Consider the following 26,356-nt stretch of genomic DNA (forward strand, 5'->3'; position numbering starts at 1 on the left):
GACAGTAATGACAAAACTTATACCCATCTTCCTTGATACAGACCCAGGCATTGACGATGCGGTCGCCATTGCCGCCGCGATTTTTGCCCCCGAACTCGACCTGCAACTGATGACCACCGTCGCGGGTAATGTTTCGGTTGAGAAAACTACCCGCAACGCCCTGCAACTGCTGCATTTCTGGAATGCGGATATTCCGCTCGCCCAGGGAGCCGCTGTGCCGCTGGTACGCGCACCGCGTAATGCAGCATCTGTGCACGGTGAATCGGGAATGGCTGGCTACGACTTTGTCGAGCACAACAGAAGCCCACTGGACAAACCCGCATTTCTGGCGATTCGTGATGCCCTGCTGCGTGCGCCTGAGCCTGTTACGCTGGTAGCCATCGGCCCGTTAACCAATATTGCGCTGTTACTTTCACAATGCCCGGAATGCAAACCGCATATTCGCCGTCTGGTGATCATGGGCGGTTCTGCCGGACGCGGCAACTGTACGCCAAACGCCGAGTTTAATATCGCTGCCGATCCAGAAGCGGCAGCCTGTGTCTTCCGTAGCGGCATCGAAATCGTTATGTGCGGTCTGGATGTCACCAATCAGGCAATATTAACTCCTGACTATCTCGCTACTTTGCCGGAGTTGAATCGTACCGGGAAAATGTTGCACGCCCTGTTTAGCCACTACCGTAGCGGCAGTTTGCAAAGCGGTCTGCGTATGCACGATCTCTGCGCCATCGCCTGGCTGGTGCGCCCAGACTTGTTCACTCTCAAACCGTGTTTTGTGGCGGTGGAAACTCAGGGTGAATTTACCTCAGGTACTACGGTTGTTGATATTGATGGTTGCCTGAGTAAACCTGCAAACGTGCAGGTGGCGCTGGATCTGGATGTGAAAGGTTTCCAGCAGTGGGTGGCTGAGGTGCTGGCTCTGGCGTCGTAACCTGTCACATGTTATCGGCATGCAGTCATTCATCGACTCATGCCTTTCACTGATATCCCTCCCTGTTTATCATTAATTTCTAATTATCAGCGTTTTTGGCTGGCGGCGTAGCGATGCGCTGGTTACTCTGAAAACGGTCTATGCAAATTAACAAAAGAGAATAGCTATGCATGATGCAAACATCCGCGTTGCCATCGCGGGAGCCGGGGGGCGTATGGGCCGCCAGTTGATTCAGGCGGCGCTGGCATTAGAAGGCGTGCAGCTGGGCGCGGCGCTGGAGCGCGAAGGATCTTCTTTACTGGGCAGCGACGCCGGTGAGCTGGCGGGTGCAGGAAAAACAGGCGTTACTGTGCAAAGCAGCCTTGATGCGATAAAAGATGATTTTGATGTGTTTATCGATTTTACCCGTCCGGAAGGTACGCTGAACCATCTCGCTTTTTGTCGCCAGCATGGCAAAGGGATGGTGATTGGCACTACGGGGTTTGACGAAGCCGGTAAACAGGCGATTCGTGACGCGGCCGCCGATATTGCGATTGTCTTTGCCGCCAACTTTAGCGTCGGCGTTAACGTCATGCTTAAGCTGCTGGAGAAAGCAGCCAAAGTGATGGGTGACTACACCGATATCGAAATTATTGAAGCACATCATAGACATAAAGTTGATGCGCCTTCAGGCACCGCACTGGCAATGGGAGAGGCGATCGCCCACGCCCTAGATAAAGATCTGAAAGATTGCGCGGTCTACAGTCGTGAAGGCCATACCGGTGAACGTGTGCCTGGCACCATTGGTTTTGCCACCGTGCGTGCAGGTGACATCGTTGGCGAACATACCGCGATGTTTGCCGATATTGGTGAGCGTCTGGAGATCACCCATAAGGCGTCCAGCCGCATGACATTTGCTAACGGTGCGGTAAGATCGGCTTTGTGGTTGAGTGGTAAGGAAAGTGGTCTTTTTGATATGCGAGATGTGCTTGATCTCAATAATTTGTAACCACAAAATGTTTATGATGATGCAAAAATAACACATTTAATTTATTGATTGTAAAGGGCTTTAATTTTTGGCCCTTTTGTTTTTTGTATTATGTTTTTAAATTTTATGTAAGTGCTGAAAATTACACGTTTTGCCTTCTTTTTTTGTTGTTTTAATGTAAATTTTGACCATCTGGTCCACTTTTTTCTGTTCATTTTTATTTCATACAATCTTCTTGCTGCGCAAGCGTTTTCCAGAACGGGTTATGTGATATTTTTGTCGCTTAATGCCTGTAAAATATGCATGAGCCACAAAATAATATAAAAAATCCCGCCATTAAGTTGACTTTTAGCGCCCATATCTCCAGAATGCCGCCGTTTGCCAGAAATTCGTCGGTAAGCAGATTTGCATTGATTTACGTCATCATTGTGAATTAATATGCAAATAAAGTGAGTGAATATTCTCTGGAGGGTGTTTTGATTAAGTCAGCGCTATTGGTTCTGGAAGACGGAACCCAGTTTCACGGTCGGGCCATAGGGGCAACAGGTTCGGCGGTTGGGGAAGTCGTTTTCAATACTTCAATGACCGGTTATCAAGAAATCCTCACTGATCCTTCCTATTCTCGTCAAATCGTTACTCTTACTTATCCCCATATTGGCAATGTCGGCACTAATGACGCCGATGAAGAATCTTCTCAGGTACATGCACAAGGTCTGGTGATTCGCGACCTGCCGCTGATTGCCAGCAACTTCCGTAATACCGAAGACCTCTCTTCTTACCTGAAGCGCCATAACATCGTGGCGATTGCTGATATCGATACCCGTAAGCTGACGCGTTTACTGCGCGAGAAAGGCGCACAGAATGGCTGCATTATCGCGGGCGATAACCCGGATGCGGCGCTGGCGTTAGAAAAAGCCCGCGCGTTCCCAGGTCTGAACGGCATGGATCTGGCAAAAGAAGTGACCACCGCAGAATCCTATAGCTGGACACAAGGGAGCTGGACGCTGACTGGCGGCTTGCCAGAAGCAAAAAAAGAAGACGAGTTGCCGTTCCACGTCGTGGCTTATGATTTTGGTGCCAAACGCAACATCCTGCGCATGTTGGTTGACCGCGGCTGCCGCCTGACCATCGTTCCGGCGCAAACCTCTGCGGAAGACGTGCTGAAAATGAATCCAGACGGCATCTTCCTCTCCAACGGTCCTGGCGACCCGGCACCGTGTGATTACGCTATTACTGCCATCCAGAAATTCCTCGAAACCGACATCCCGGTATTCGGCATCTGCCTCGGCCATCAGTTGCTGGCGCTGGCGAGCGGTGCGAAGACTGTCAAAATGAAATTTGGACACCACGGCGGCAACCATCCGGTTAAAGATGTTGAAAAAAACGTGGTGATGATCACCGCCCAGAACCACGGTTTTGCGGTGGATGAAGCAACATTACCTGCAAACCTGCGTGTTACGCATAAATCCCTGTTCGACGGTACGTTACAGGGCATTCATCGCACCGATAAACCGGCATTCAGCTTCCAGGGCCACCCTGAAGCCAGTCCGGGTCCACACGACGCCGCGCCGTTGTTCGACCACTTTATCGAGTTAATTGAGCAGTACCGTAAAACCGCTAAGTAATCAGGAGTAAAAGAGCCATGCCAAAACGTACAGATATAAAAAGTATCCTGATTCTGGGTGCGGGCCCGATTGTTATCGGTCAGGCGTGTGAGTTTGACTACTCTGGCGCGCAAGCATGTAAAGCCCTGCGCGAAGAGGGTTACCGCGTCATTCTGGTGAACTCCAACCCTGCGACCATCATGACCGACCCGGAAATGGCCGATGCGACCTACATCGAGCCGATTCACTGGGAAGTGGTACGCAAGATTATTGAAAAAGAGCGTCCGGACGCGGTGCTGCCAACGATGGGCGGTCAGACAGCGCTGAACTGTGCGCTGGAGCTGGAGCGTCAGGGCGTGCTGGAAGAGTTCGGCGTCACCATGATTGGTGCCACCGCCGATGCGATTGATAAAGCCGAAGACCGCCGCCGTTTCGACGTGGCGATGAAGAAAATCGGTCTGGAAACTGCGCGTTCTGGTATCGCACACACCATGGAAGAAGCGCTGGCAGTTGCCGCTGAAGTGGGCTTCCCGTGCATTATTCGCCCATCCTTTACCATGGGTGGTAGCGGTGGTGGTATCGCTTATAACCGCGAAGAGTTTGAAGAAATTTGCGCCCGCGGTCTGGATCTCTCCCCAACCAAAGAGCTGCTGATTGATGAGTCGCTGATCGGCTGGAAAGAGTACGAGATGGAAGTGGTGCGTGATAAAAACGACAACTGCATCATCGTCTGCTCTATCGAAAACTTCGATGCGATGGGCATCCACACCGGTGACTCCATCACTGTCGCGCCAGCCCAAACGCTGACCGACAAAGAATATCAAATCATGCGTAACGCCTCGATGGCGGTACTGCGTGAAATCGGCGTTGAAACCGGTGGTTCCAACGTCCAGTTTGCGGTGAACCCGAAAAATGGTCGCCTGATTGTTATCGAAATGAACCCGCGCGTGTCCCGTTCTTCGGCGCTGGCGTCGAAAGCCACCGGTTTCCCGATTGCCAAAGTGGCGGCGAAACTGGCGGTAGGTTACACCCTCGATGAGCTGATGAACGACATCACCGGCGGGCGTACTCCGGCCTCCTTCGAGCCGTCCATCGACTACGTGGTCACCAAAATTCCTCGCTTCAACTTCGAGAAATTCGCCGGTGCTAACGACCGTCTGACCACTCAGATGAAATCGGTTGGCGAAGTGATGGCGATTGGTCGCACGCAGCAGGAATCCCTGCAAAAAGCGCTGCGTGGCCTGGAAGTGGGCGCAACTGGCTTCGACCCGAAAGTGAGTCTCGACGACCCGGAAGCGCTGACCAAAATTCGCCGCGAGCTGAAAGACGCAGGCGCAGAGCGTATCTGGTATATCGCCGATGCGTTCCGTGCGGGCCTGTCCGTAGACGGCGTCTTCAATCTGACCAATATCGACCGCTGGTTCCTGGTACAAATTGAAGAGCTGGTGCGCCTGGAAGAGAAAGTAGCGGAAGTGGGCATCACTGGCCTGAACGCTGACTTCCTGCGCCAGCTGAAACGCAAAGGCTTTGCCGATGCGCGTCTGGCAAAACTCGCGGGCGTGCGTGAAGCAGAAATCCGTAAGCTGCGTGACCAGTATGACCTGCACCCGGTTTACAAGCGCGTGGATACCTGTGCGGCAGAGTTCGCTACCGACACCGCTTATATGTACTCCACTTATGAAGAAGAGTGCGAATCCAACCCATCTGACCGTGACAAAATCATGGTCCTCGGCGGCGGCCCGAACCGTATCGGTCAGGGTATCGAATTCGACTACTGCTGCGTACACGCCTCACTGGCGCTGCGCGAAGACGGTTACGAAACCATTATGGTTAACTGTAACCCGGAAACCGTCTCTACTGACTACGACACTTCCGATCGCCTCTACTTCGAGCCGGTAACTCTGGAAGATGTGCTGGAAATCGTGCGTATTGAGAAGCCGAAAGGCGTTATCGTTCAGTACGGCGGTCAGACCCCGCTGAAACTGGCGCGCGCACTGGAAGCCGCTGGCGTACCGGTTATCGGCACCAGCCCGGATGCTATCGACCGTGCGGAAGACCGTGAACGCTTCCAGCATGCGGTTGACCGTCTGAAACTGAAACAACCGGCGAACGCCACCGTTACCGCTATTGAAATGGCGGTTGAGAAGGCAAAAGAGATTGGTTACCCGCTGGTGGTGCGTCCGTCTTACGTTCTCGGCGGTCGGGCGATGGAAATCGTCTATGACGAAGCTGACCTGCGTCGCTACTTCCAGACGGCGGTGAGCGTGTCTAACGATGCACCAGTATTGCTGGACCACTTCCTCGATGACGCGGTAGAAGTGGATGTGGACGCCATCTGCGACGGTGAAATGGTGCTGATTGGCGGCATCATGGAGCATATTGAGCAGGCGGGCGTGCACTCCGGTGACTCCGCATGTTCTCTGCCAGCCTACACTTTAAGTCAGGAAATTCAGGATGTGATGCGCCAACAGGTGCAGAAACTGGCCTTCGAATTGCAGGTGCGCGGACTGATGAACGTGCAGTTTGCGGTGAAAAACAACGAAGTCTACCTGATTGAAGTTAACCCGCGTGCGGCGCGTACCGTTCCGTTCGTCTCCAAAGCCACCGGCGTACCGCTGGCGAAAGTAGCGGCGCGTGTGATGGCTGGCAAATCGCTGGCTGAGCAGGGCGTAACTAAAGAAGTTATCCCGCCATATTACTCGGTGAAAGAAGTGGTGCTGCCGTTCAACAAATTCCCCGGCGTTGACCCGCTGTTAGGGCCAGAAATGCGCTCTACCGGGGAAGTGATGGGCGTGGGCCGCACCTTCGCTGAAGCGTTTGCCAAAGCGCAGCTGGGCAGTAACTCCACGATGAAGAAACACGGTCGTGCGTTGCTCTCCGTGCGTGAAGGCGATAAAGAACGCGTGGTTGACCTGGCGGCAAAACTGCTGAAACAGGGCTTCGAGCTGGATGCGACCCACGGCACAGCGATTGTGCTGGGCGAAGCAGGTATTAACCCGCGTCTGGTGAACAAGGTGCATGAAGGTCGTCCGCACATTCAGGACCGTATCAAGAATGGCGAATATACCTACATCATCAACACCACCTCAGGCCGTCGTGCGATTGAGGACTCCCGCGTGATTCGTCGCAGTGCGCTGCAATATAAAGTGCACTATGACACCACCCTGAACGGTGGTTTCGCTACCGCGATGGCGCTGAATGCCGATGCGACTGAAAAAGTAATTTCGGTGCAGGAAATGCACGCGCAGATTAAGAAGTAACCCCTCCGCGCCCGGTAACATTGCTGTTGCCGGGCGCAACTCGCCTCAGAATCTTCTGTTTTTTCACTTGCTTTCAGGCAGTTAACCTAAACTGAATGCTTACTACAGCAAAGCAGAGGAAAAGACGATGCAACATAAAGTATTGATCACATCAATCTTCGCCGCGGCGGTAATGTTCACTGTGGCTGGCTGTTCCTCAAACCAGGCGGTAAGAACAACCGATGGCCAAACGATAGTCACCGATGGTAAACCGCAGGTTGATGACGATACCGGGCTGGTTTCTTACAAAAATGCGCAAACCGGGCAAACTGAACAGATCAACCGCGATCAGGTTAAAGATATGAGTGAGTTGGACAACTGATTCAGATTTCTGCTTTTTCTGAATCAATATTATTGACTATAAGCTGCGTGAATATATGACTACACTTTGTGGGAAAACAAAGGCGTAAACACGCGAGTTAACTATGATCCTCATAATTTATGCGCATCCGTATCCGCATCATTCTCATGCGAATAAACGGATGCTTGAACACGCAAGGACGCTGGAAGGCGTCGAAGTTCGCTCTCTTTATCAACTCTATCCTGACTTCAATATCGATATTGCTGCCGAGCAGGAGGCGTTGTCTCGCGCCGACCTGATCGTCTGGCAGCACCCGATGCAGTGGTACAGCATTCCTCCGCTCCTTAAACTTTGGATCGATAAAGTCTTCTCGCACGGCTGGGCTTACGGTCACGGCGGCACGGCACTGCATGGTAAACATTTACTGTGGGCGGTGACGACCGGCGGCGGGGAAAGTCATTTTGAGATTGGCGCGCATCCGGGCTTTGATGTGCTGTCGCAGCCGCTACAGGCGACGGCAATCTACTGCGGGCTGAACTGGCTGCCACCGTTTGCTATGCACTGTACCTTTATTTGTGACGACGAAACCCTCGAAGGGCAGGCGCGTCACTATAAGCAACGTCTGCTGGAATGGCAGGAGGCACATCATGGATAGCCATACGCTGATTCAGGCGCTGATTTATCTCGGTTCGGCGGCGCTGATTGTACCCATTGCGGTACGTCTTGGTCTGGGATCGGTACTTGGCTACCTGATCGCCGGCTGCATTATTGGCCCGTGGGGGCTGCGACTGGTGACCGATGCCGAATCTATTCTGCACTTTGCCGAGATCGGCGTGGTGCTGATGCTGTTTATTATCGGCCTCGAACTCGATCCACAAAGGCTGTGGAAGTTGCGTGCGGCAGTGTTTGGTGGTGGTGCATTACAGATGGTGGTTTGCGGCGGCCTGCTGGGGCTGTTCTGCATGTTCCTTGGTCTGCGCTGGCAGGTAGCGGAACTGATCGGCATGACACTGGCGCTCTCATCAACGGCAATTGCCATGCAGGCGATGAATGAACGCAACCTGATGGGGACACAAATGGGCCGTAGCGCCTTTGCGGTGCTGCTGTTCCAGGATATCGCCGCGATCCCGCTGGTAGCGATGATCCCGCTACTGGCGGCGAGCAGTGCCTCGACGACGATGGGCGCATTTGCTCTCTCGGCGTTAAAAGTGGCGGGTGCACTGGTGCTGGTGGTACTGCTGGGGCGCTATGTCACGCGTCCGGCGCTGCGTTTTGTTGCCCGCTCTGGCTTGCGGGAAGTGTTTAGTGCCGTGGCGTTATTCCTCGTGTTTGGCTTTGGTTTGCTGCTGGAAGAGGTCGGCTTGTCGATGGCGATGGGCGCGTTTCTGGCGGGCGTACTGCTGGCAAGCTCGGAATACCGCCATGCGTTGGAAAGCGATATCGAGCCATTTAAAGGTTTGCTGTTGGGGCTGTTTTTCATCGGTGTTGGCATGTCGATAGACTTTGGCACGCTGCTTGAAAATCCGTTGCGCATTGTCATTTTGCTGCTCGGTTTCCTCATCATCAAAATCGCTATGCTGTGGCTGATTGCCCGACCGTTGCAGGTGCCGAATAAACAGCGTCGCTGGTTTGCGGTGCTGTTAGGGCAGGGCAGTGAGTTTGCCTTTGTGGTATTTGGCGCGGCGCAAATGGCGAATGTGCTGGAGCCGGAGTGGGCGAAGTCGCTGACCCTGGCGGTGGCGCTGTCGATGGCGGCAACGCCGATTCTGCTGGTGATCCTCAATCGCCTTGAGCAATCTTCTACCGAACAAGCGCGTGAAGCTGATGAGATTGATGAAGAACAGCCGCGGGTGATCATTGCTGGATTCGGTCGTTATGGACAGATTACCGGACGTTTACTGCTCTCCAGCGGGGTGAAAATGGTGGTGCTCGATCATGATCCTGACCATATCGAAACCTTGCGCAAATTTGGCATGAAAGTGTTTTACGGCGATGCCACGCGGATGGATTTACTGGAGTCTGCCGGAGCGGCGAAAGCAGAAGTGCTGATTAACGCCATTGACGATCCACAAACCAACCTGCAACTGACGGAGATGGTGAAAGAACATTTCCCGCATCTGCAGATTATTGCCCGCGCCCGCGATGTCGATCACTACATTCGTTTGCGTCAGGCAGGCGTTGAAAAGCCAGAGCGTGAAACCTTTGAAGGTGCGCTGAAAACCGGGCGTCTGGCGCTGGAAAGTTTAGGTCTGGGGCCGTATGAAGCGCGAGAACGCGCCGATGTGTTCCGCCGCTTTAATATTCAGATGGTGGAAGAGATGGCAATGGTTGAGAACGACACCAAAGCCCGTGCGGCGGTCTATAAACGCACCAGCGCGATGTTAAGTGAGATCATTACCGAAGACCGTGAACATCTGTCATTAATTCAACGACATGGCTGGCAGGGAACCGAAGAAGGGAAACATACCGGCAATATGGCGGATGAACCGGAAACGAAGCCCTCATCCTAATAAAGAGTGACGTAAATCACACTTTACAGCTAACTGTTTGTTTTTGTTTCATTGTAATGCGGCGAGTCCAGGGGGAGAGCGTGGACTCGCCAGCAGAATATAAAATTTTCCTCAACATCATCCTCGCACCAGTCGACGACGGTTTACGCTTTACGTATAGTGGCGACAATTTTTTTTATCGGGAAATCTCAATGATCAGTCTGATTGCGGCGTTAGCGGTAGATCGCGTTATCGGCATGGAAAACGCCATGCCGTGGAACCTGCCTGCCGATCTCGCCTGGTTTAAACGCAACACCTTAAATAAACCAGTGATTATGGGCCGCCATACCTGGGAATCCATCGGTCGTCCGCTGCCAGGACGCAAAAATATTATCCTCAGCAGTCAACCGGGTACGGACGATCGCGTAACGTGGGTGAAGTCGGTGGATGAAGCCATCGCGGCGTGTGGTGACGTACCAGAAATCATGGTGATTGGCGGTGGTCGCGTTTATGAGCAGTTCCTGCCCAAAGCGCAAAAACTGTATCTGACGCATATCGACGCAGAAGTGGAAGGCGACACCCATTTCCCGGATTACGAGCCGGATGACTGGGAATCGGTATTCAGCGAATTCCACGACGCTGATGCGCAGAACTCTCATAGCTATTGCTTTGAGATTCTGGAACGGCGGTAAGTTTGTATATTAGAATTCCGGCATCACTGATACGTGCAGATATCCGTGCATACTAGACGTATAAATTGTACAGGAGCACGATATCATGACTGCAAAACGTACCACACAAAGTGTGACCGTCACCGTCGACCGTGAGTTAGTCAATCGCGCTCGTGATGCAGGCTTAAATATGAGCGCCACCCTTACGGTTGCGCTCAATGCTGAACTTAAAAAACATGCAGCAACACGTTGGCGTGAAGAGAACGCAGAAGCTATCGCTGCGTTAAATCAATTGGCTGATGAAACCGGATGTTTCTCTGATGAGTACCGGAGCTTCTAGCGATGCAATTTACGGTATACCGCAGTCGCGGCAGGAACGCCGCGTTGCCCTTTGTTATCGATGTTACCAGCGACATTATTGGTGAGATTAATCGCCGTATCGTTAATCCATTAACACCTATTGAACGATTTAGCCATATTCGCCCACCAGAACGGCTTAACCCAATCCTTTTACTGGTAGACGGCAAAGAATATGTGCTCATGACGCATGAGACTGCAACTGTTCCAGTTAACACGCTGGGAACGAATTTTTGCGATGCCAGCGCGCACCGAACTTTGATTAAAGGAGCATTAGATTTTATGCTCGACGGGATTTAAGACGCGACCGCCTCTCCTTCGCCCAAATCCTTATGCCGGTTCGACGGCTGGACAAAATACTGTTTATCTTCCCAGCGCAGGCAGGTTAATGAACCGCCCCAGCAGCAGCCGGTATCCAGCGCGTAAATACCTTCCGGCGTACCTTTGCCCTCCAGCGATGCCCAGTGACCAAAGGCGATGCTGTACTCTTCAGCGACGGGGCCAGGAATCGCAAACCACGGTTTCAGCGGGGCAGGGGCTTCTTCCGGCGATTCTTTGCTGTACATATCCAGTTGACCGTTCGGGAAGCAAAAGCGCATACGGGTAAAGGCGTTGGTGATAAAACGCAGTCTTCCCAACCCCCGCAATTCCGGTGACCAGTTATTTGGCATATCGCCGTACATAGCGTCGAGAAAGAAGGGATAGGAGTCGCTCGACAGCACCGCTTCTACATCGCGTGCGCACTCTTTGGCGGTCTGCAGATCCCACTGCGGCGTGATCCCTGCGTGGGCCATTACCAGCTTTTTCTCTTCGTCGATTTGCAGCAAAGGCTGGCGACGCAGCCAGTTAAGCAGCTCGTCGGCATCCGGCGCTTCCAGCAGCGGTGTCAGGCGATCTTTCGGTTTATTGCGGCTGATCCCGGCGAATACCGCCAGCAGATGCAGATCGTGATTGCCCAGCACCAGACGTACGCTGTCGCCTAAGGATTTCACATAGCGCAGAACATCCAGCGAACCAGGGCCGCGCGCGACCAGATCGCCTGTCAGCCAGAGGGTGTCTTTCCCAGGGGTAAATTCTACTTTATGCAGCAATGCGATCAGTTCATCGTAACAACCATGAACGTCGCCAATAAGGTATGTCGCCATATTCTTTTAATGAATGAGTGTGGGAACGGCGAGTCGGAATACGGGAATGTCGATGCTGAAAGGGACGCCATTTTCATCGATCATTTCGTAGTGACCCTGCATGGTGCCCAGCGGGGTTTCAATGATTGCACCGCTGGTGTACTGGTACTCTTCGCCAGGCGCGATAAGTGGCTGAACGCCAACCACTCCTTCGCCCTGGACTTCGGTTTCACGGCCATTGCCATTGGTGATCAGCCAGTAACGCCCCAACAACTGCACTGGCGCTCGCCCCAGATTGCGTATGGTTACGGTATAAGCAAAAACGTAACGTTCATTATCAGGTGAAGATTGTGCCTCAATGTAGACGCTTTGAACCTGAATACACACTCGGGGCGAATTGATCATCGTTAACTCTCCTGCAAAGGCGCGTTCTCCGCCAGATAGTTCGCCATCTGGCAATATTGCGCGACAGAGATATTTTCCGCTCGCATCGCCGGGTCGATCCCCATTCCGGTTAACACCTCGATGCTAAACAGGTTGCCGAGGCTGTTACGAATGGTTTTACGACGCTGGTTAAAGGCTTCGGTGGTGATGCGGCTCAACACGCGAACATCTTTGACCGGGTGAGGCATCGTTGCATGAGGAACCAGGCGCACGACGGCGGAATCCACTTTGGGTGGTGGTGTAAAGGCTGACGGCGGAACTTCCAGCACCGGGATCACGTTGCAATAGTATTGCGCCATGACGCTTAATCGACCATACGCCTTGCTGTTCGGTCCTGCAACCAGACGATTCACCACCTCTTTTTGCAACATAAAGTGCATGTCGGCAATGGCATCAGTATAGCTAAACAGATGGAACATCAACGGCGTGGAGATGTTATAAGGCAGGTTGCCGAAAACACGCAGCGGCTGGCCCATTTTCTCGGCCAGTTCGCCAAAGTTAAAGGTCATCGCATCCTGCTGATAAATAGTCAGTTTCGGGCCTAAGAATGGATGCGTTTGCAGACGTGCCGCCAGATCGCGGTCAAGTTCGATGACCGTCAGCTGGTCCAGTCGTTCGCCGACCGGTTCGGTCAATGCCGCCAGACCGGGGCCGATTTCGACCATCGCCTGGCCCTTCTGCGGGTTAATGGCAGAAACAATGCTGTCGATCACGAACTGATCGTTGAGAAAGTTTTGCCCGAAGCGTTTACGGGCTAAGTGGCCCTGGTGGACTCGATTATTCATTGGGTGTTAACAATCATTTTGATGGCGAGATTAAGCGCCGTAATAAAACTGCCGACATCTGCTTTGCCACGTCCCGCCAGTTCAAGTGCGGTGCCGTGGTCCACTGATGTGCGAATAAAGGGCAGGCCCAGCGTAATGTTCACACCGCGCCCGAAGCCCTGGTATTTTAGCACGGGAAGACCCTGATCGTGGTACATCGCCAGCACGGCGTCGGCGTTATCGAGATATTTCGGCTGAAACAGGGTATCGGCAGGTAGTGGCCCGTTGAGTTTCATCCCCTGCGCCCGCAGCTCGTCGAGCACCGGAATAATGGTGTCTATCTCTTCCGTCCCCATATGACCGCCTTCGCCCGCGTGCGGATTCAGCCCGCAGACCAGAATGCGCGGTTCGGCAATACCAAATTTGGTCCGCAAATCGTGATGCAAAATAGCAATGACTTCGTGCAAAAGCGCAGGGGTGATGGCGTCCGCAATATCGCGCAGCGGTAAATGCGTCGTTGCCAGCGCCACGCGAAGTTCTTCGGTTGCCAGCATCATCACCACTTTTTTTGCCTGCGAGCGCTCTTCGAAAAACTCGGTATGACCGGTAAATGGAATGCCAGCGTCGTTAATAACGCCTTTATGCACGGGGCCTGTGATCAGCGCAGCAAATTCACCGTTCAGACAGCCATCACACGCTCGCGCCAGCGTCTCCACCACATAATGCCCATTTTCAACCGCTAACTGCCCCGCAGTGACAGATTCACGTAGCGCGACAGGAAGTAGCGTTAATGTGCCCGCAGTTTGCGGTTGTGCAGGGGAGTTGGGGGTATAAGGGCGGAGGGTGAGCGGCAAACCGAGCATCGCTGCCCGGTCGGTAAGAAGAGTGGCATCGGCACAAACAACCAGTTCGACCGGCCACTCACGCTGTGCAAGCTGGACAACTAAGTCCGGGCCAATCCCGGCGGGTTCGCCGGGAGTGATCACAACACGTTGGGTTTTAACCATTAGTTGCTCAGGATTTTAACGTAGGCGCTGGCACGTTGTTCCTGCATCCAGCTTGCTGCTTCTTCCGAGAACTTACGGTTCATCAGCATGCGGTACGCACGATCTTTCTGCGCAGCGTCGGTTTTATCGACATTACGGGTATCCAGCAGTTCGATTAAATGCCAGCCGAATGAAGAGTGAACCGGTGCACTCATTTGACCTTTGTTCAGGCGGGTCAGCGCATCACGGAAGGCTGGATCGAAAATATCTGGTGTAGCCCAGCCGAGATCGCCGCCCTGGTTAGCAGAGCCTGGATCCTGAGAAAACTCTTTCGCTGCAGCGGCAAAAGTCGTTTTACCACTCTTGATATCAGCTGCAATTTGCTCCAGTTTCACGCGGGCCTGTTCGTCGGTCATGATCGGAGATGGTTTCAGCAGAATATGGCGAGCATGAACTTCGGTCACCGAGATGTTTTTGCTTTCACCGCGCAGGTCGTTAACTTTCAGAATATGGAAGCCAACGCCGGAACGAATCGGGCCAACAATGTCGCCTTTCTTCGCGGTGCTTAATGCCTGGGCGAAGATCCCCGGCAGCTCCTGAATGCGACCCCAGCCCATCTGGCCGCCGTTCAGCGCCTGCTGGTCGGCAGAGTGAGCAATCGCCAGTTTACCGAAATCAGCGCCGTTACGCGCCTGATCGACAATAGCGCGCGCCTGGCTTTCCGCTTCGTTCACCTGATCAGAGGTCGGGTTTTCTGGCAGCGGAATCAGGATGTGGCTCAGGTTCAGCTCAGTGCTGGCATCGTTTTGGTTACCCACCTGCTGCGCCAGAGATTCGACTTCCTGCGGCAGGATGGTGATGCGACGACGCACTTCGTTGTTACGCACTTCAGAGATAATCATCTCTTTGCGGATCTGGTTACGATAGGTGTTGTAGTTCAGCCCATCGTAAGCCAGACGGCTGCGCATCTGATCCAGCGTCATGTTGTTTTGCTTCGCGATGTTAGCAATCGCCTGATCGAGCTGCTCATCGGAGATTTTCACTCCCATTTTCTGCCCCATCTGCAGGATGATTTGATCCATGATCAAACGCTCCATGATTTGGTGGCGCAGCGTAGCATCATCAGGAAGTTGCTGCCTTGCCTGGGCAGCGTTCAGTTTTACCGACTGCATTAATCCATCAACGTCGCTTTCCAGCACGACGCCGTTATTGACGACGGCTGCGACTTTATCGACTACCTGGGGGGCAGCGAAACTGGTATTCGCGATCATGGCGATACCGAGAAGCAGCGTTTTCCAGTTCTTCATACTTTTTCCATTTCAATTAACCGCACTGCGGATTACGTGGTAAATCAACAAATCACAAAGTGTTTTGATACGGCAGAATGTTCGAACGCAGCATCTCTTGCGTACCCAGACCGTAGTTGGAGCTCAGGCCGCGAAGTTCGATGTTAAAGCCGATTGCGTTGTCATATACCGCATGTTGTTTATCGTTATCCCAACCGTTCAGCTTCCGCTCGTAACCGACGCGAATCGCATAGCAGCAGGAGCTATATTGCACACCTAACATAGAGTCGGCTTGCTTGTTCGCATTGGTGTCGTAGTAGTAGGCCCCGACAATTGACCAACGATCGGCAATTGGCCAGCTGGCGACGGCACCTACCTGCGAAATACCATTCTTATACTGCTCTGCCGTGGAATAGTACTTAGGCAGCGTAGCCTGAATATATTCCGGGCTGGCGTAACGGTAGTTCAACTGCACCAGACGGTCTTCATCCCGACGGTATTCAATGCTGGAGTTACTGGTGGCTACGTTATCCAGGCGCGTGTCGTACTGAATCCCGCCACGCAACCCCCAGCGCTCGGAGATACGCCAGTAGGTATCGCCTGCCCATACCAGTGAGCCCGTTTTGTCGTCATTCTCCCATGTTATGTTGTCATCGCCAGTGCGAGACTCCGTGAAATAGTAGATTTGACCAACGGAAATATTAAAACGTTCAACGGCAGCATCATCATATATGCGAGATGTGACACCGGTCGTCACCTGGTTAGCGGAGGCAATACGGTCAAGACCGCCATAAGTCCGGTCCCGGAACAGGCCTGAGTAGTCAGATTGCAGCAGAGACGAGTCGTAGTTATAGATGTCGCTCTGATCGCGATACGGCACGTACAAATACTGCGCGCGCGGTTCCAGCGTTTGGGTATAACCCGGTGCCAGCATTTCCATATCGCGTTCAAAGACCATTTTGCCGTCAACTTTGAATTGTGGCATCACACGGTTAACGGATTCGTCCAGCTTGGTTGTGTTTCTGGAGTTATACCAGTCAAGATTAGTTTGCTGATAATGGGTTGCCAGCAACTTCGCTTCGGTATTGATGCTGCCCCAGTTATTAGAGAGCGGCAAATTGATGGTCGGTTCCAGGTGAACACGGGTTGCTTCAGGCATGTCGTCTCTGGTGTTAACAAAGTGCACAGCCTGGCCGTAAATGCGTGTATCAAACGGACCAACATCATTCTGGTAGTAGTTAACGTCTAACTGCGGCTCTGCCGAGTAGCTACTGGTGTTCTGCTCGCTGAAGACCTGGAACTGCTTGGTTGAAACGGTGGCATTGAAGTTTTGCACCGCATAGCCAACGCTGAATTTTTGCGTTGCGTAGCCGTCAGTACTGGAACCGTACTTGTTATCAAAATCATTGAAGTAGCTAGGATCGCTCACCTTGGTGTAGTCGACGTTGAAACGCCACACCTGATCCATAACCCCGGAGTGTTGCCAGTAGAACAACCAACGACGTGAACTATCATCGTTCGGGTGTTCATCTTCATAGACTTTATCGGAAGGCAGATAGTCCAGTTCCATCAAACCTGCGCCCGCCTGGGAGAGGTAGCGGAATTCGTTCTCCCACATGATGTTGCCACGACGATGCATATAATGCGGCGTGATGGTGGCATCCATATTTGGCGCGATGTTCCAGTAATATGGAAGGTAGAACTCAAAGTAGTTGGTGGTGGTGTACTTGGCGTTCGGGATCAAGAAACCAGAGCGACGTTTGTCACCCACCGGCAACTGCAAATAGGGGCTATAAAAGATCGGTACCGGACCCACCTTAAAGCGGGCGTTCCAGATCTCCGCAACTTGTTCTTCGCGGTCATGAATAATTTCGCTACCTACCACGCTCCAGGTGTCAGAACCCGGCAGACAGGAGGTAAAGCTTCCGTTATCCAGAATGGTATAGCGGTTTTCGCCACGTTGTTTCATCAGGTCCGCTTTACCGCGACCCTGGCGACCCACCATCTGGTAATCACCTTCCCAGACGTTGGTATCTTTGGTGTTCAGGTTCGCCCAGCCTTTCGGCCCTTTGAGGATGACCTGGTTATCGTCGTAATGGACATTACCGAGCGCATCAACGGTACGTACTGGCTCCGGTTGTCCTGGTGCCTCTTTTTGATGGAGCTGCACTTCGTCGGCCTGCAGACGGCTGTTACCCTGCATGATATCCACGCTGCCAGTAAACACGGCGTCATCCGGGTAGTCCCCTTTCGCGTGGTCAGCATTGATAGTCACGGGTAAGTCATTGGTATCGCCCTGTACCAGAGGACGATCATAGCTTGGCACGCCCAACATGCACTGTGAGGCGAGGTCGGCTGCCAGTCCCTGTTGACTATAAAGGGCGGTGGCAATCATGGTGGCCAGGAGAGTGGGGATACGTTTTTTCATACGTTGATTTTATTGTTCCATCATCGGTAACGTTGCGCGTGACAAACGGTCAGAGACTAACGTACTCGTCATCTCTACGCTAGTGTTAATCCTGTCCGAATAGCGTCAGTGGTGTTAGGCACGGCATTGAATGACAGGTATGATAATGCAAATTATAGGCGATGTCCCACAATTGACCGCAGCCGGAAAACGGTAAAAGCACCTTTATATTGTGGGAGATAGCCCTGATATCCGTGTGTCGATTTGGGGAATATATGCAGTATTGGGGAAAAATCATTGGCGTGGCCGTGGCCTTACTGATGGGCGGCGGCTTTTGGGGCGTAGTGTTAGGCCTGTTAATTGGCCATATGTTTGATAAAGCCCGTAGCCGTAAAATGGCGTGGTTCGCCAACCAGCGTGAGCGTCAGGCGCTGTTTTTTGCCACCACTTTTGAAGTGATGGGGCATTTAACCAAATCCAAAGGTCGCGTCACGGAGGCTGATATTCATATCGCCAGCCAGTTGATGGACCGAATGAACCTTCATGGCGCTTCCCGTACTGCGGCGCAAAACGCGTTCCGGGTGGGAAAATCAGACAATTACCCGCTGCGCGAAAAGATGCGCCAGTTTCGCAGTGTCTGCTTTGGTCGTTTTGACTTAATTCGTATGTTTCTGGAGATCCAGATTCAGGCGGCGTTTGCTGATGGTTCACTGCACCCGAATGAACGGGCGGTGCTGTATGTCATTGCCGAAGAGTTAGGCATCTCCCGCGCCCAGTTTGACCAGTTTTTGCGCATGATGCAGGGCGGTGCACAGTTTGGCGGCGGTTATCAGCAGCAATCTGGCGGTGATAACTGGCAGCAAGCGCAGCGTGGCCCGACGCTGGAAGATGCCTGTAATGTGCTGGGCGTGAAGCCGACGGATGATGCGACCACCATCAAACGTGCCTACCGTAAGCTGATGAGTGAACACCATCCCGATAAGTTGGTGGCGAAAGGTTTGCCGCCTGAGATGATGGAGATGGCGAAGCAAAAAGCGCAGGAAATTCAGCAGGCCTATGAGCTGATAAAGCAGCAGAAGGGGTTTAAATAACCCTGTAAATGATGCTGAGTAACTGCCCACGATTAAAGGTGGCCGCCCTGGCGGTCACTTCTTTGAGAAAAGGCGTTTACTCAGAATGGTGGACAGGCTCAATGCACGGTTTACGGGAGGGGGTCTGTTGGTTTTATCGCGTTGACCCTGCTTAAGGTTGAGAGCTTTACGACGAGCGGAATTATATTTTTACGTCTTAAAAATAAAAAACACATATCTGAATGAGCGATTTTTGAAAGTATATTTATTCAGAGCGCGCATCATGAGTTTTTAACTCAATGCGAGGCTATTACCATGAAAGTATCAGTTCCAGGCATGCCGGCAACACTTTTAAATATGAACAATAACGATATTTATAAGATGGTGAGCGGGGACAAGATGGACGTGAAGATGAATATCTTTCAACGCTTGTGGGAGACGTTACGTCATCTGTTCTGGTCAGATAAACAGACTGAGGCTTATAAACTTCTGTTCAATTTCGTGAATAAAAAGGCTGGCAACATCAACGCCTCAAAATACTTTACTGGGGCTGTCAACGAGAATGAGAAAGAAAAGTTTATCCATAGTCTGGAATTATTCAATGAACTCAAAACATGCGTAAAAAATCCGGATGAGATGGTCGCAAAGGGCAATATGCGCTGGGTCGCCGAGACCTTCGGTGATATCGAGTTAAGTGTCACTTTTTTTATTGAAAATAAGGAGATATGTACTCAGACGTTGCAGCTGCATAAAGGCCCAGGTAACTTGGGCGTTGATCTTAGAGAGGCTTACCTTCCCGGCGTTGACATGAGGGATTGTTACTTTGGTAAAAAAATAATGAAATATAGCAATGAAAACCTTTACATGAAACCTGGGTGGAATGCTAACCTGGACGGTGCTACCCTGGACGGTGCTATCCTGGACGGTGCTACCGTGGACGGTGCTACCCGCCTATATGCTGAGGTAATTATTATTAATAAAATCACCCCCAAAAAAATTGTTACTGAAGGAGTTGCTACTAAACAAAGTACTGCTGAAAAATTATTGCCAACGCAATTATTGAATGATCCAGAATAAGCTAAGGTTGAAGGGGCTGGAACGCCCCTTCAACCTTAGCAGTAGCGTGGGATGATTTCACAATTAGAAAGACCTGCATGATGAGCTAGAGAAGAGGCTGGTGATGCAAGGCGTCGTGCACGACGCGGATCACCGAGATGGGCATCGCCAACCAGACGGCTAATTAGCCCATGAATAACAATCAGAAAGGACCATAACAAACCCGATAAAATGAAATATTAGAGACGATCAACGGGTGAAAAAAAGTTCAAAAATTCGCTGTGGAGCAGGAAGGGAATTACCGAATGGAAAGCGTAGCCACACGCAACAACTGAAAGCAGTTTGGCAGAAAAAAAAATCCCCGGACTCGGGGATTTATGTACAAGAGGCAGCCCTTAGGATGAGGGTATAAACATACAGGAAAGGTTAAAAATCCGCTGGCGCTTTAAACGTCATACTATTGCCATACGCCGGATGGGTAATCGTCAGCATCTCTGCATGTAGTAACAAACGCGGTGCCATTGCTCTCGCTTCTGGTGATGCATAAAAACGATCGCCGAGAATCGGATGACCCAGCGCCAGCATATGCACACGCAATTGATGCGAACGCCCGGTAATCGGTTTTAACACCACTCTTGCTGTGTTATCCGCAGCATACTCCACCACTTCATATTCCGTCTGCGCAGGTTTACCCGTTTCGTAACAGACTTTCTGTTTCGGGCGGTTTGGCCAGTCGCAAATCAGCGGCAGATCGACCAGACCTTCCGCTGGGGATGGGTGCCCCCAGACGCGGGCCACATACTGCTTTTTCGGCTCGCGCTCGCGGAACTGGCGTTTTAATTCCCGCTCCGCGGCTTTAGTCAGCGCCACTACAATCACGCCGCTGGTAGCCATATCCAGACGATGCACCGATTCCGCCTGCGGATAATCACGCTGAATGCGTGTCATCACGCTGTCTTTGTGCTCTTCCAGACGCCCCGGCACCGATAACAAGCCGCTCGGCTTGTTGACCACCATAATGTGGTCATCCTGATACAGGATAACCAGCCAGGGTTCCTGCGGCGGATTGTAGTTTTCCATCCCCATTTTCGGCTCCGTTACTGATGCGTCACAACGATCAAACGCAGGGCATCCAGACGCCAGCCTGCCTGATCCAGGCTTTCCATTACCTGCTGACGGTTGCTCTCAATAGCAGTCAGTTCGTCGTCACGAATGTTCGGGTTCACTGCGCGCAGAGCTTCCAGCCGAGACAGCTCGGCAGACAGTTTTTCGTCGGCTTCGTTACGCGCTGCATCAATCAATGCACGGGCAGATTTCTCGATCTGCGCTTCACCCAGCTGAAGGATAGCGTGAACATCCTGCTGCACGGCATTAACCAGCTTGCTGCCAGTGTGGCGGTTAACCGCGTTAAGCTGACGGTTAAAGGTTTCAAACTCCACCTGCGCCGCCAGGTTGTTGCCATTTTTATCCAGCAGCATACGTACCGGCGTCGGCGGCAGGAAGCGGTTGAGCTGCAACTGCTTCGGAGCCTGGGCTTCAACGACATAAATCAATTCCACCAACAGCGTACCTACCGGCAACGCTTTGTTTTTCAACAGTGAAATCGTGCTGCTACCGGTATCGCCAGAGAGGATCAGATCCAGACCGTTGCGGATCAGCGGATGCTCCCAGGTAATAAACTGCGCATCTTCACGCGCCAGCGCTACCTCACGGTCGAAGGTGATGGTGATGCCATCTTCCGACAGGCCCGGGAAGTCCGGCACCAGCATATGATCGGACGGCGTCAGCACGATCATGTTGTCGCCGCGATCGTCCTGATTGATACCGATAATATCGAACAGGTTCATGGCGAAGGCGATCAGGTTGGTATCGTCATCCTGCTCTTCAATGCTTTCAGCTAATGCCTGGGCTTTTTCGCCACCGTTGGAATGGATCTCCAGCAGGCGGTCACGACCCTGTTCCAGCTGTGCCTTCAACGCCTCGTGCTGCTCGCGGCAGTTTTTGATCAGATCGTCAAAGCCTTCGGTTTGATCCGGTGAGGCCAGGTAGTTAATCAGATCGTTATACACGCTATCGTAGATAGTGCGTCCGGTCGGGCAGGTGTGCTCGAATGCATCCAGACCTTCGTGATACCAGCGCACCAGTACCGACTGAGCGGTTTTTTCCAGATAAGGCACATGGATCTGAATATCGTGCGCCTGGCCGATACGATCCAGACGACCAATACGCTGCTCCAGCAGATCCGGGTTGAATGGCAGGTCAAACATCACCATGTGGCTGGCGAACTGGAAGTTACGTCCTTCAGAACCAATTTCCGAACACAGCAGTACCTGTGCGCCGGTGTCTTCTTCGGCAAACCATGCCGCAGCGCGGTCACGCTCAATAATCGACATGCCTTCGTGGAATACCGCGGCGCGAATACCTTCACGTTCGCGCAGTACCTGCTCCAGTTGCAGCGCAGTGGCAGCTTTGGCGCAGATCACCAGCACTTTCTGAGAGCGATGGCTGGTCAGGTAGCCCATCAGCCACTCAACGCGCGGATCGAAGTTCCACCAGGTGGCGTTATCGCCTTCAAATTCCTGATAAATACGCTCCGGGTAGAGCATATCGCGAGCGCGGTCTTCCGCACTTTTACGTGCGCCCATAATGCCGGAGACTTTAATCGCCGTCTGATACTGCGTCGGCAGCGGCAGCTTAATAGTGTGCAGCTCGCGTTTCGGGAAGCCTTTCACACCGTTACGCGTGTTACGGAACAGCACGCGGCTGGTGCCGTGGCGATCCATCAGCATGGAAACCAGTTCCTGACGGGCGCTCTGGGCATCTTCGCTGTCGCTGTTTGCCGCCTGCAGTAACGGCTCAATATCCTGCTCGCCGATCATCTCACCGAGCATGTTCAGTTCATCATTGCTCAGTTTGTTACCTGCCAGCAGCATGGCAACGGCATCTGCTACCGGACGATAATTTTTCTGCTCTTCAACGAATTGCGCGAAATCGTGGAAACGGTTCGGGTCCAGCAGACGCAGACGGGCGAAGTGGCTTTCCATCCCCAGTTGTTCCGGGGTCGCAGTCAGCAGCAGAACGCCGGGCACATGCTCTGCCAGTTGTTCAATGGCCTGATATTCACGGCTCGGCGCATCTTCGCTCCACACCAGGTGATGCGCTTCATCGACCACCAGCAGGTCCCATTCGGCTTCACAGAGATGTTCCAGACGCTGTTTGCTACGACGGGCAAAATCCAGCGAACAAATCACCAGCTGTTCGGTGTCGAACGGGTTGTAAGCGTCGTGCTGGGCTTCGGCGTAACGCTCATCATCAAACAGGGCAAAACGCAGGTTGAAACGGCGCAGCATTTCTACCAGCCACTGATGCTGTAAGGTTTCCGGGACGATAATCAGTACACGTTCAGCAGCGCCAGAGAGCAACTGCTGATGCAGGATCATCCCGGCTTCAATGGTTTTCCCTAAACCCACTTCGTCAGCCAGCAGGACGCGCGGCGCATGGCGGCGACCAACATCATGAGCGATGTTGAGCTGATGCGGGATCAGACTGGTACGCTGACCGCGCAGGCCGCTGTACGGCATACGGAACTGTTCGCTGGAATATTTACGTGCGCGATAACGCAGAGCAAAGCGGTCCATACGGTCAATCTGCCCGGCAAACAGACGGTCCTGCGGTTTGCTGAACACCAGTTTGCTATCAAGGAAAACTTCACGCAGGGCTACGCCGGACTCTTCAGTATCCAGGCGAGTACCGATATAGGTCAGCAAGCCATTTTCTTCTTTTACTTCTTCGACTTGCATCTGCCAGCCGTCGTGGCTGGTAATAGTATCACCAGGGTTGAACATCACGCGGGTCACGGGGGAATCACTGCGTGCGTACAGACGGTTTTCACCAGTAGATGGGAAAAGTAAAGTGACAGTTCGCGCATCCACCGCGACAACGGTTCCAAGTCCCAATTCGCTTTCTGTATCGCTGATCCAGCGTTGACCAAGTGTAAAAGGCATATGTGTTCGGCTCTATATCTTTAATTGCAGGCAATAACCACCCGCTACCGTGCTTATGAGGTAGTGGTGTTATTCAGGTCCAGGAATGGAAAGGGCGCTATGGTACTGGATGGCAAAGCATTCGTCACGCATCAAAATGGTATCTGGCGAACTCTTTTTTTGCTCAAAATAGCCCAAGTTGCCCGGTCATAAGTGTAGCAAAATTATCCTCAATAAAAGGGAGTATTCCCTCCGCCACCGGTTGCAGCTGGCGGGTCAGATAGTGTTCGTAATCCAGTGGTGAACGTTGATAGTCCAGCGGCTCCGGGCCGTTGGTGGTCCATACGTACTTAATGGTGCCGCGGTTCTGATATTGCAAGGGGCGACCGCGCTTTTGGTTTTCTTCATCGGCAAGGCGAGCGGCGCGTACATGAGGCGGAACATTACGCTGATATTCGCTCAGCGGACGGCGAAGGCGTTTACGGTAAACCAGCCGCGCATCCAGTTCACCCGCCATCAGTTTGTCGATGGTTTCGCGAACGTATTCCTGATATGGCTCGTTGCGGAAGATACGTAGATATAGCTCCTGCTGAAACTGCTGGGCCAGCGGTGTCCAGTCGGTGCGCACGGTTTCCAGCCCTTTAAACACCATCCGCTGCTTATCGCCCTCCTGAATCAGCCCGGCATAACGTTTTTTACTGCCGGTATCGGCTCCGCGAATGGTTGGCATCAGAAAACGGCAGAAATGGGTTTCATACTCCAATTCCAGTGCGCTAGTCAGCCGTTGCTGTTGCAACGTTTCTGCCCACCAGGCGTTAACGTGCTGCACCAGTGCACGACCGATTTTCGCAGCTTCTTCTTCCGAATGTGCGCCTTTCAGCCAGACAAACGTTGAGTCGGTATCGCCGTAGATCACGTCGTAGCCCTGCGCTTCAATCAACGCTTTGGTTTGCCGCATGATCTGATGACCACGCATGGTGATCGACGACGCCAGGCGCGGATCGAAGAAGCGGCAGGCGGTGGTGCCAAGCACGCCATAAAAGGCATTCATGATGATCTTCAGCGCCTGCGACAGTGGCTTATTGCCCTGGCGTTTGGCTTCATCGCGCCCGTGCCAGATGTTAGTCACAATCTCCGGCAGGCAATGTTTCTCCCGCGAGAACCAGGCATCGAGAAATCCTTCGGTGCTGTGCTCTGGATCAGGCTGCGCCATGCCTTCCACCAGCCCGACGGGATCAATCAGATAGGTGCGGATGATCGAGGGGTACAGGCTTTTGTAGTCCAGCACCAGTACCGAATCATACAGACCAGGCCGCGAATCCATCACATAGCCGCCAGGGCTGGCGTGCGGCGGCACTTCGCCGAGATTAGGTGCAACATAACCAGCGCGGTGCATTCGGGGAAAATAGAGATGACCAAACGCTGCCACCGAACCGCCGTGTCGATCCACCGGCAGGCCGTTCACCGTCGCCCGTTCGAGCAAAAACGGCATGATTTCAGTTTTGTGGAAGATCTGCGTCACCAGCTCGCAATCTTTCAGGTTATAAGTTGCCAGCGCAGGCTTATCTTCGGCGAAACGGCGGTCAATTTCGTCCATTCGATCCCACGGGTTATCGATAGATTTTCCTTCGCCTAATAACTCCTGAGCGACGGTTTCCAGCGAGAATGAAGAGAAATTCCAGAATGCAGATTTCAGCGCCTCAATACCGTCGATAATTAGCCGACCTTTGGCCTGGGCAAAAAAGACGCCGTTTTTAAAGCCGTGCTCGCGCCACTCCAGCTCACTGTTATCGCGCCCCAGACGCAGTGGAATACGGTAGCGCTCGGCATGTTTTTGCAGCATTCGCAGATCGAATTGCACCACGTTCCAGCCGATGATCACATCGGGATCGTGGTTAGCAAACCAGGCGTTGAGTTTTTCCAGCAGATGCGGACGACTGGCGACGTACTCCAGTTCGAAATCAAGCGCGGAGGCATCGCCATTCTCCGGCCCCAGCATATAAACGATGCGCTGCCCGCAGCCTTCCAGACCGATGCAGTACAGTTCACCGTGGCGGGTGGTTTCAATATCAATAGAAACCCACTTGAGCGGCGGGCGGTAGTCGGGATGCGGTTTCAGACGGGCATTAACGATAGCGCCATTGCGCATATCACCCTCGACCCACACCGGTGAGGTGATAAACCGCTCCATCAGATAGCGTTCTGGCGGGCGCACATCGGCCTCGTAGACGGTAACGCCACCTTCACGCAGGCGCTTTTCGTAATTCATTAACTGGCGATGGGCGCGACAGTAAAGGCCATACACCGGCTGGCGATGAAAATCCTTTAACGCCAGCGGCGTCAGGCGAAAGCCTTGTTCACCCTGCAAAATATGCTGGGCGCGGGGAACCTGATCGGCGGGAATAAACGCCACGGACTCTTGCGGTGCAAGCGTAACCTGCAACGGCCCGTTGTCCGTCGCCAGCCAGAAGGAGACCTCTGTCCCTTGCGGGGTGTCCCGCCAGTGTCGGGTTAAGATAAAACCTGCCTGCGCCACGCTGAAAATCCATCAAAAAACCAGGCTTGATTATAGCCTGGTTTTTTACTGAACACTGATATTTTGTACAGTAATGTTTGACGA

Annotated in this window: 21 protein-coding genes and 1 pseudogene; 12 read left to right on the top strand and 10 right to left on the bottom strand. The window is 52.8% G+C overall.

Annotated elements, in window-relative coordinates:
- The first annotated feature begins 7 nt into the window (after positions 1 to 7).
- From rihC to FQZ95_RS11210, 10 genes are all read left to right on the top strand, one after another.
- Positions 8 to 928, top strand: coding sequence for a ribonucleoside hydrolase RihC (rihC, locus tag FQZ95_RS11165; protein WP_160530190.1), 921 nt, complete (start codon positions 8 to 10; stop codon positions 926 to 928).
- A 166-nt stretch (positions 929 to 1,094) separates the two neighbouring features.
- Positions 1,095 to 1,916, top strand: a complete 822-nt coding sequence (gene dapB, locus FQZ95_RS11170; protein WP_000543585.1) for a 4-hydroxy-tetrahydrodipicolinate reductase — start codon at positions 1,095 to 1,097, stop codon at positions 1,914 to 1,916.
- A 455-nt stretch (positions 1,917 to 2,371) separates the two neighbouring features.
- Positions 2,372 to 3,520 carry a glutamine-hydrolyzing carbamoyl-phosphate synthase small subunit gene (gene carA / locus FQZ95_RS11175; protein ID WP_039021800.1) on the top strand — a complete coding sequence of 383 codons (1,149 nt, stop codon included), beginning with the start codon at positions 2,372 to 2,374 and terminating at the stop codon, positions 3,518 to 3,520.
- A 17-nt stretch (positions 3,521 to 3,537) separates the two neighbouring features.
- Positions 3,538 to 6,759 carry a carbamoyl-phosphate synthase large subunit gene (gene carB, locus FQZ95_RS11180; RefSeq protein ID WP_001126399.1) on the top strand — a complete coding sequence of 1,074 codons (3,222 nt, stop codon included), beginning with the start codon at positions 3,538 to 3,540 and terminating at the stop codon, positions 6,757 to 6,759.
- A 127-nt stretch (positions 6,760 to 6,886) separates the two neighbouring features.
- Positions 6,887 to 7,120 (top strand): YgdI/YgdR family lipoprotein, encoded by a 234-nt coding sequence (locus tag FQZ95_RS11185; protein WP_032183186.1) that lies wholly within the window; start codon positions 6,887 to 6,889, stop codon positions 7,118 to 7,120.
- Positions 7,121 to 7,223: 103 nt separating this feature from the next.
- On the top strand, positions 7,224 to 7,754 hold the full coding sequence (gene kefF / locus FQZ95_RS11190) for a glutathione-regulated potassium-efflux system oxidoreductase KefF (protein WP_032183187.1): 531 nt from the start codon (positions 7,224 to 7,226) through the stop codon (positions 7,752 to 7,754).
- Positions 7,747 to 9,609 (top strand): glutathione-regulated potassium-efflux system protein KefC, encoded by a 1,863-nt coding sequence (gene kefC / locus FQZ95_RS11195; protein ID WP_160530191.1) that lies wholly within the window; start codon positions 7,747 to 7,749, stop codon positions 9,607 to 9,609. Before kefF ends, kefC begins: the two co-directional genes overlap by 8 nt.
- Positions 9,610 to 9,800: 191 nt before the next feature.
- Entirely contained in the window at positions 9,801 to 10,280 is a 480-nt protein-coding gene (folA, locus tag FQZ95_RS11200) for a type 3 dihydrofolate reductase (RefSeq protein ID WP_000624375.1), read from the top strand.
- An 85-nt stretch (positions 10,281 to 10,365) separates the two neighbouring features.
- On the top strand, positions 10,366 to 10,599 hold the full coding sequence (locus FQZ95_RS11205) for a type II toxin-antitoxin system CcdA family antitoxin (protein WP_000125566.1): 234 nt from the start codon (positions 10,366 to 10,368) through the stop codon (positions 10,597 to 10,599).
- 2 nt (positions 10,600 to 10,601) lie between these two features.
- Positions 10,602 to 10,916: a CcdB family protein gene (locus FQZ95_RS11210; RefSeq protein ID WP_062875631.1), complete on the top strand. Its 315-nt coding sequence runs from the start codon at positions 10,602 to 10,604 to the stop codon at positions 10,914 to 10,916.
- Here the strand turns inward: FQZ95_RS11210 and apaH are convergent.
- Genes apaH through lptD form a run of 6 tightly spaced genes read right to left on the bottom strand, consistent with a single transcriptional unit; the run spans position 10,913 to position 17,648 of the window.
- Positions 10,913 to 11,761 carry a bis(5'-nucleosyl)-tetraphosphatase (symmetrical) ApaH gene (gene apaH, locus FQZ95_RS11215; protein ID WP_000257187.1) on the bottom strand — a complete coding sequence of 283 codons (849 nt, stop codon included), beginning with the start codon at positions 11,759 to 11,761 and terminating at the stop codon, positions 10,913 to 10,915. The two genes, FQZ95_RS11210 and apaH, sit on opposite strands and share 4 nt — an antisense overlap.
- Positions 11,762 to 11,767: 6 nt before the next feature.
- Positions 11,768 to 12,145 (bottom strand): Co2+/Mg2+ efflux protein ApaG, encoded by a 378-nt coding sequence (apaG, locus tag FQZ95_RS11220; protein ID WP_000610901.1) that lies wholly within the window; start codon positions 12,143 to 12,145, stop codon positions 11,768 to 11,770.
- A gap of 2 nt (positions 12,146 to 12,147) precedes the next feature.
- Entirely contained in the window at positions 12,148 to 12,969 is an 822-nt protein-coding gene (gene rsmA / locus FQZ95_RS11225) for a 16S rRNA (adenine(1518)-N(6)/adenine(1519)-N(6))-dimethyltransferase RsmA (protein WP_001065375.1), read from the bottom strand.
- Entirely contained in the window at positions 12,966 to 13,955 is a 990-nt protein-coding gene (gene pdxA, locus FQZ95_RS11230) for a 4-hydroxythreonine-4-phosphate dehydrogenase PdxA (RefSeq protein WP_160530192.1), read from the bottom strand. Before pdxA ends, rsmA begins: the two co-directional genes overlap by 4 nt.
- Positions 13,955 to 15,241, bottom strand: a complete 1,287-nt coding sequence (gene surA / locus FQZ95_RS11235) for a peptidylprolyl isomerase SurA (protein ID WP_000800457.1) — start codon at positions 15,239 to 15,241, stop codon at positions 13,955 to 13,957. The genes pdxA and surA overlap by 1 nt, the downstream gene beginning before the upstream one ends.
- 52 nt (positions 15,242 to 15,293) lie before the next feature.
- On the bottom strand, positions 15,294 to 17,648 hold the full coding sequence (lptD, locus tag FQZ95_RS11240) for an LPS assembly protein LptD (RefSeq protein ID WP_000746156.1): 2,355 nt from the start codon (positions 17,646 to 17,648) through the stop codon (positions 15,294 to 15,296).
- 254 nt (positions 17,649 to 17,902) lie between these two features.
- Here lptD and djlA point away from each other — a divergent pair, with 254 nt between their 5' ends.
- Together djlA and espY1 are read left to right on the top strand one after the other, a co-directional pair.
- Positions 17,903 to 18,718, top strand: coding sequence for a co-chaperone DjlA (gene djlA, locus FQZ95_RS11245; RefSeq protein WP_054494784.1), 816 nt, complete (start codon positions 17,903 to 17,905; stop codon positions 18,716 to 18,718).
- 294 nt (positions 18,719 to 19,012) lie between these two features.
- Positions 19,013 to 19,774: a T3SS effector EspY1 gene (gene espY1, locus FQZ95_RS11250; protein ID WP_088541454.1), complete on the top strand. Its 762-nt coding sequence runs from the start codon at positions 19,013 to 19,015 to the stop codon at positions 19,772 to 19,774.
- 16 nt (positions 19,775 to 19,790) lie between these two features.
- Here espY1 and FQZ95_RS11255 read toward each other — a convergent pair.
- The 4 genes and pseudogenes from FQZ95_RS11255 to polB form a co-directional block, all read right to left on the bottom strand.
- Positions 19,791 to 19,969: pseudogene (locus FQZ95_RS11255) on the bottom strand (transposase DNA-binding-containing protein); the annotation flags it as partial.
- 210 nt (positions 19,970 to 20,179) lie between these two features.
- Positions 20,180 to 20,839, bottom strand: a complete 660-nt coding sequence (gene rluA / locus FQZ95_RS11260; protein ID WP_000525176.1) for a bifunctional tRNA pseudouridine(32) synthase/23S rRNA pseudouridine(746) synthase RluA — start codon at positions 20,837 to 20,839, stop codon at positions 20,180 to 20,182.
- Between the two features lie 11 nt (positions 20,840 to 20,850).
- On the bottom strand, positions 20,851 to 23,757 hold the full coding sequence (gene rapA / locus FQZ95_RS11265) for an RNA polymerase-associated protein RapA (protein WP_001117011.1): 2,907 nt from the start codon (positions 23,755 to 23,757) through the stop codon (positions 20,851 to 20,853).
- 163 nt (positions 23,758 to 23,920) lie between these two features.
- Positions 23,921 to 26,272, bottom strand: a complete 2,352-nt coding sequence (gene polB / locus FQZ95_RS11270) for a DNA polymerase II (RefSeq protein WP_160530193.1) — start codon at positions 26,270 to 26,272, stop codon at positions 23,921 to 23,923.
- Between the last annotated feature and the right edge of the window lie 84 nt (positions 26,273 to 26,356).

Source organism: Escherichia sp. HH41S (genome assembly GCF_009820115.1).
GTDB lineage: Bacteria > Pseudomonadota > Gammaproteobacteria > Enterobacterales > Enterobacteriaceae > Escherichia > Escherichia coli_F.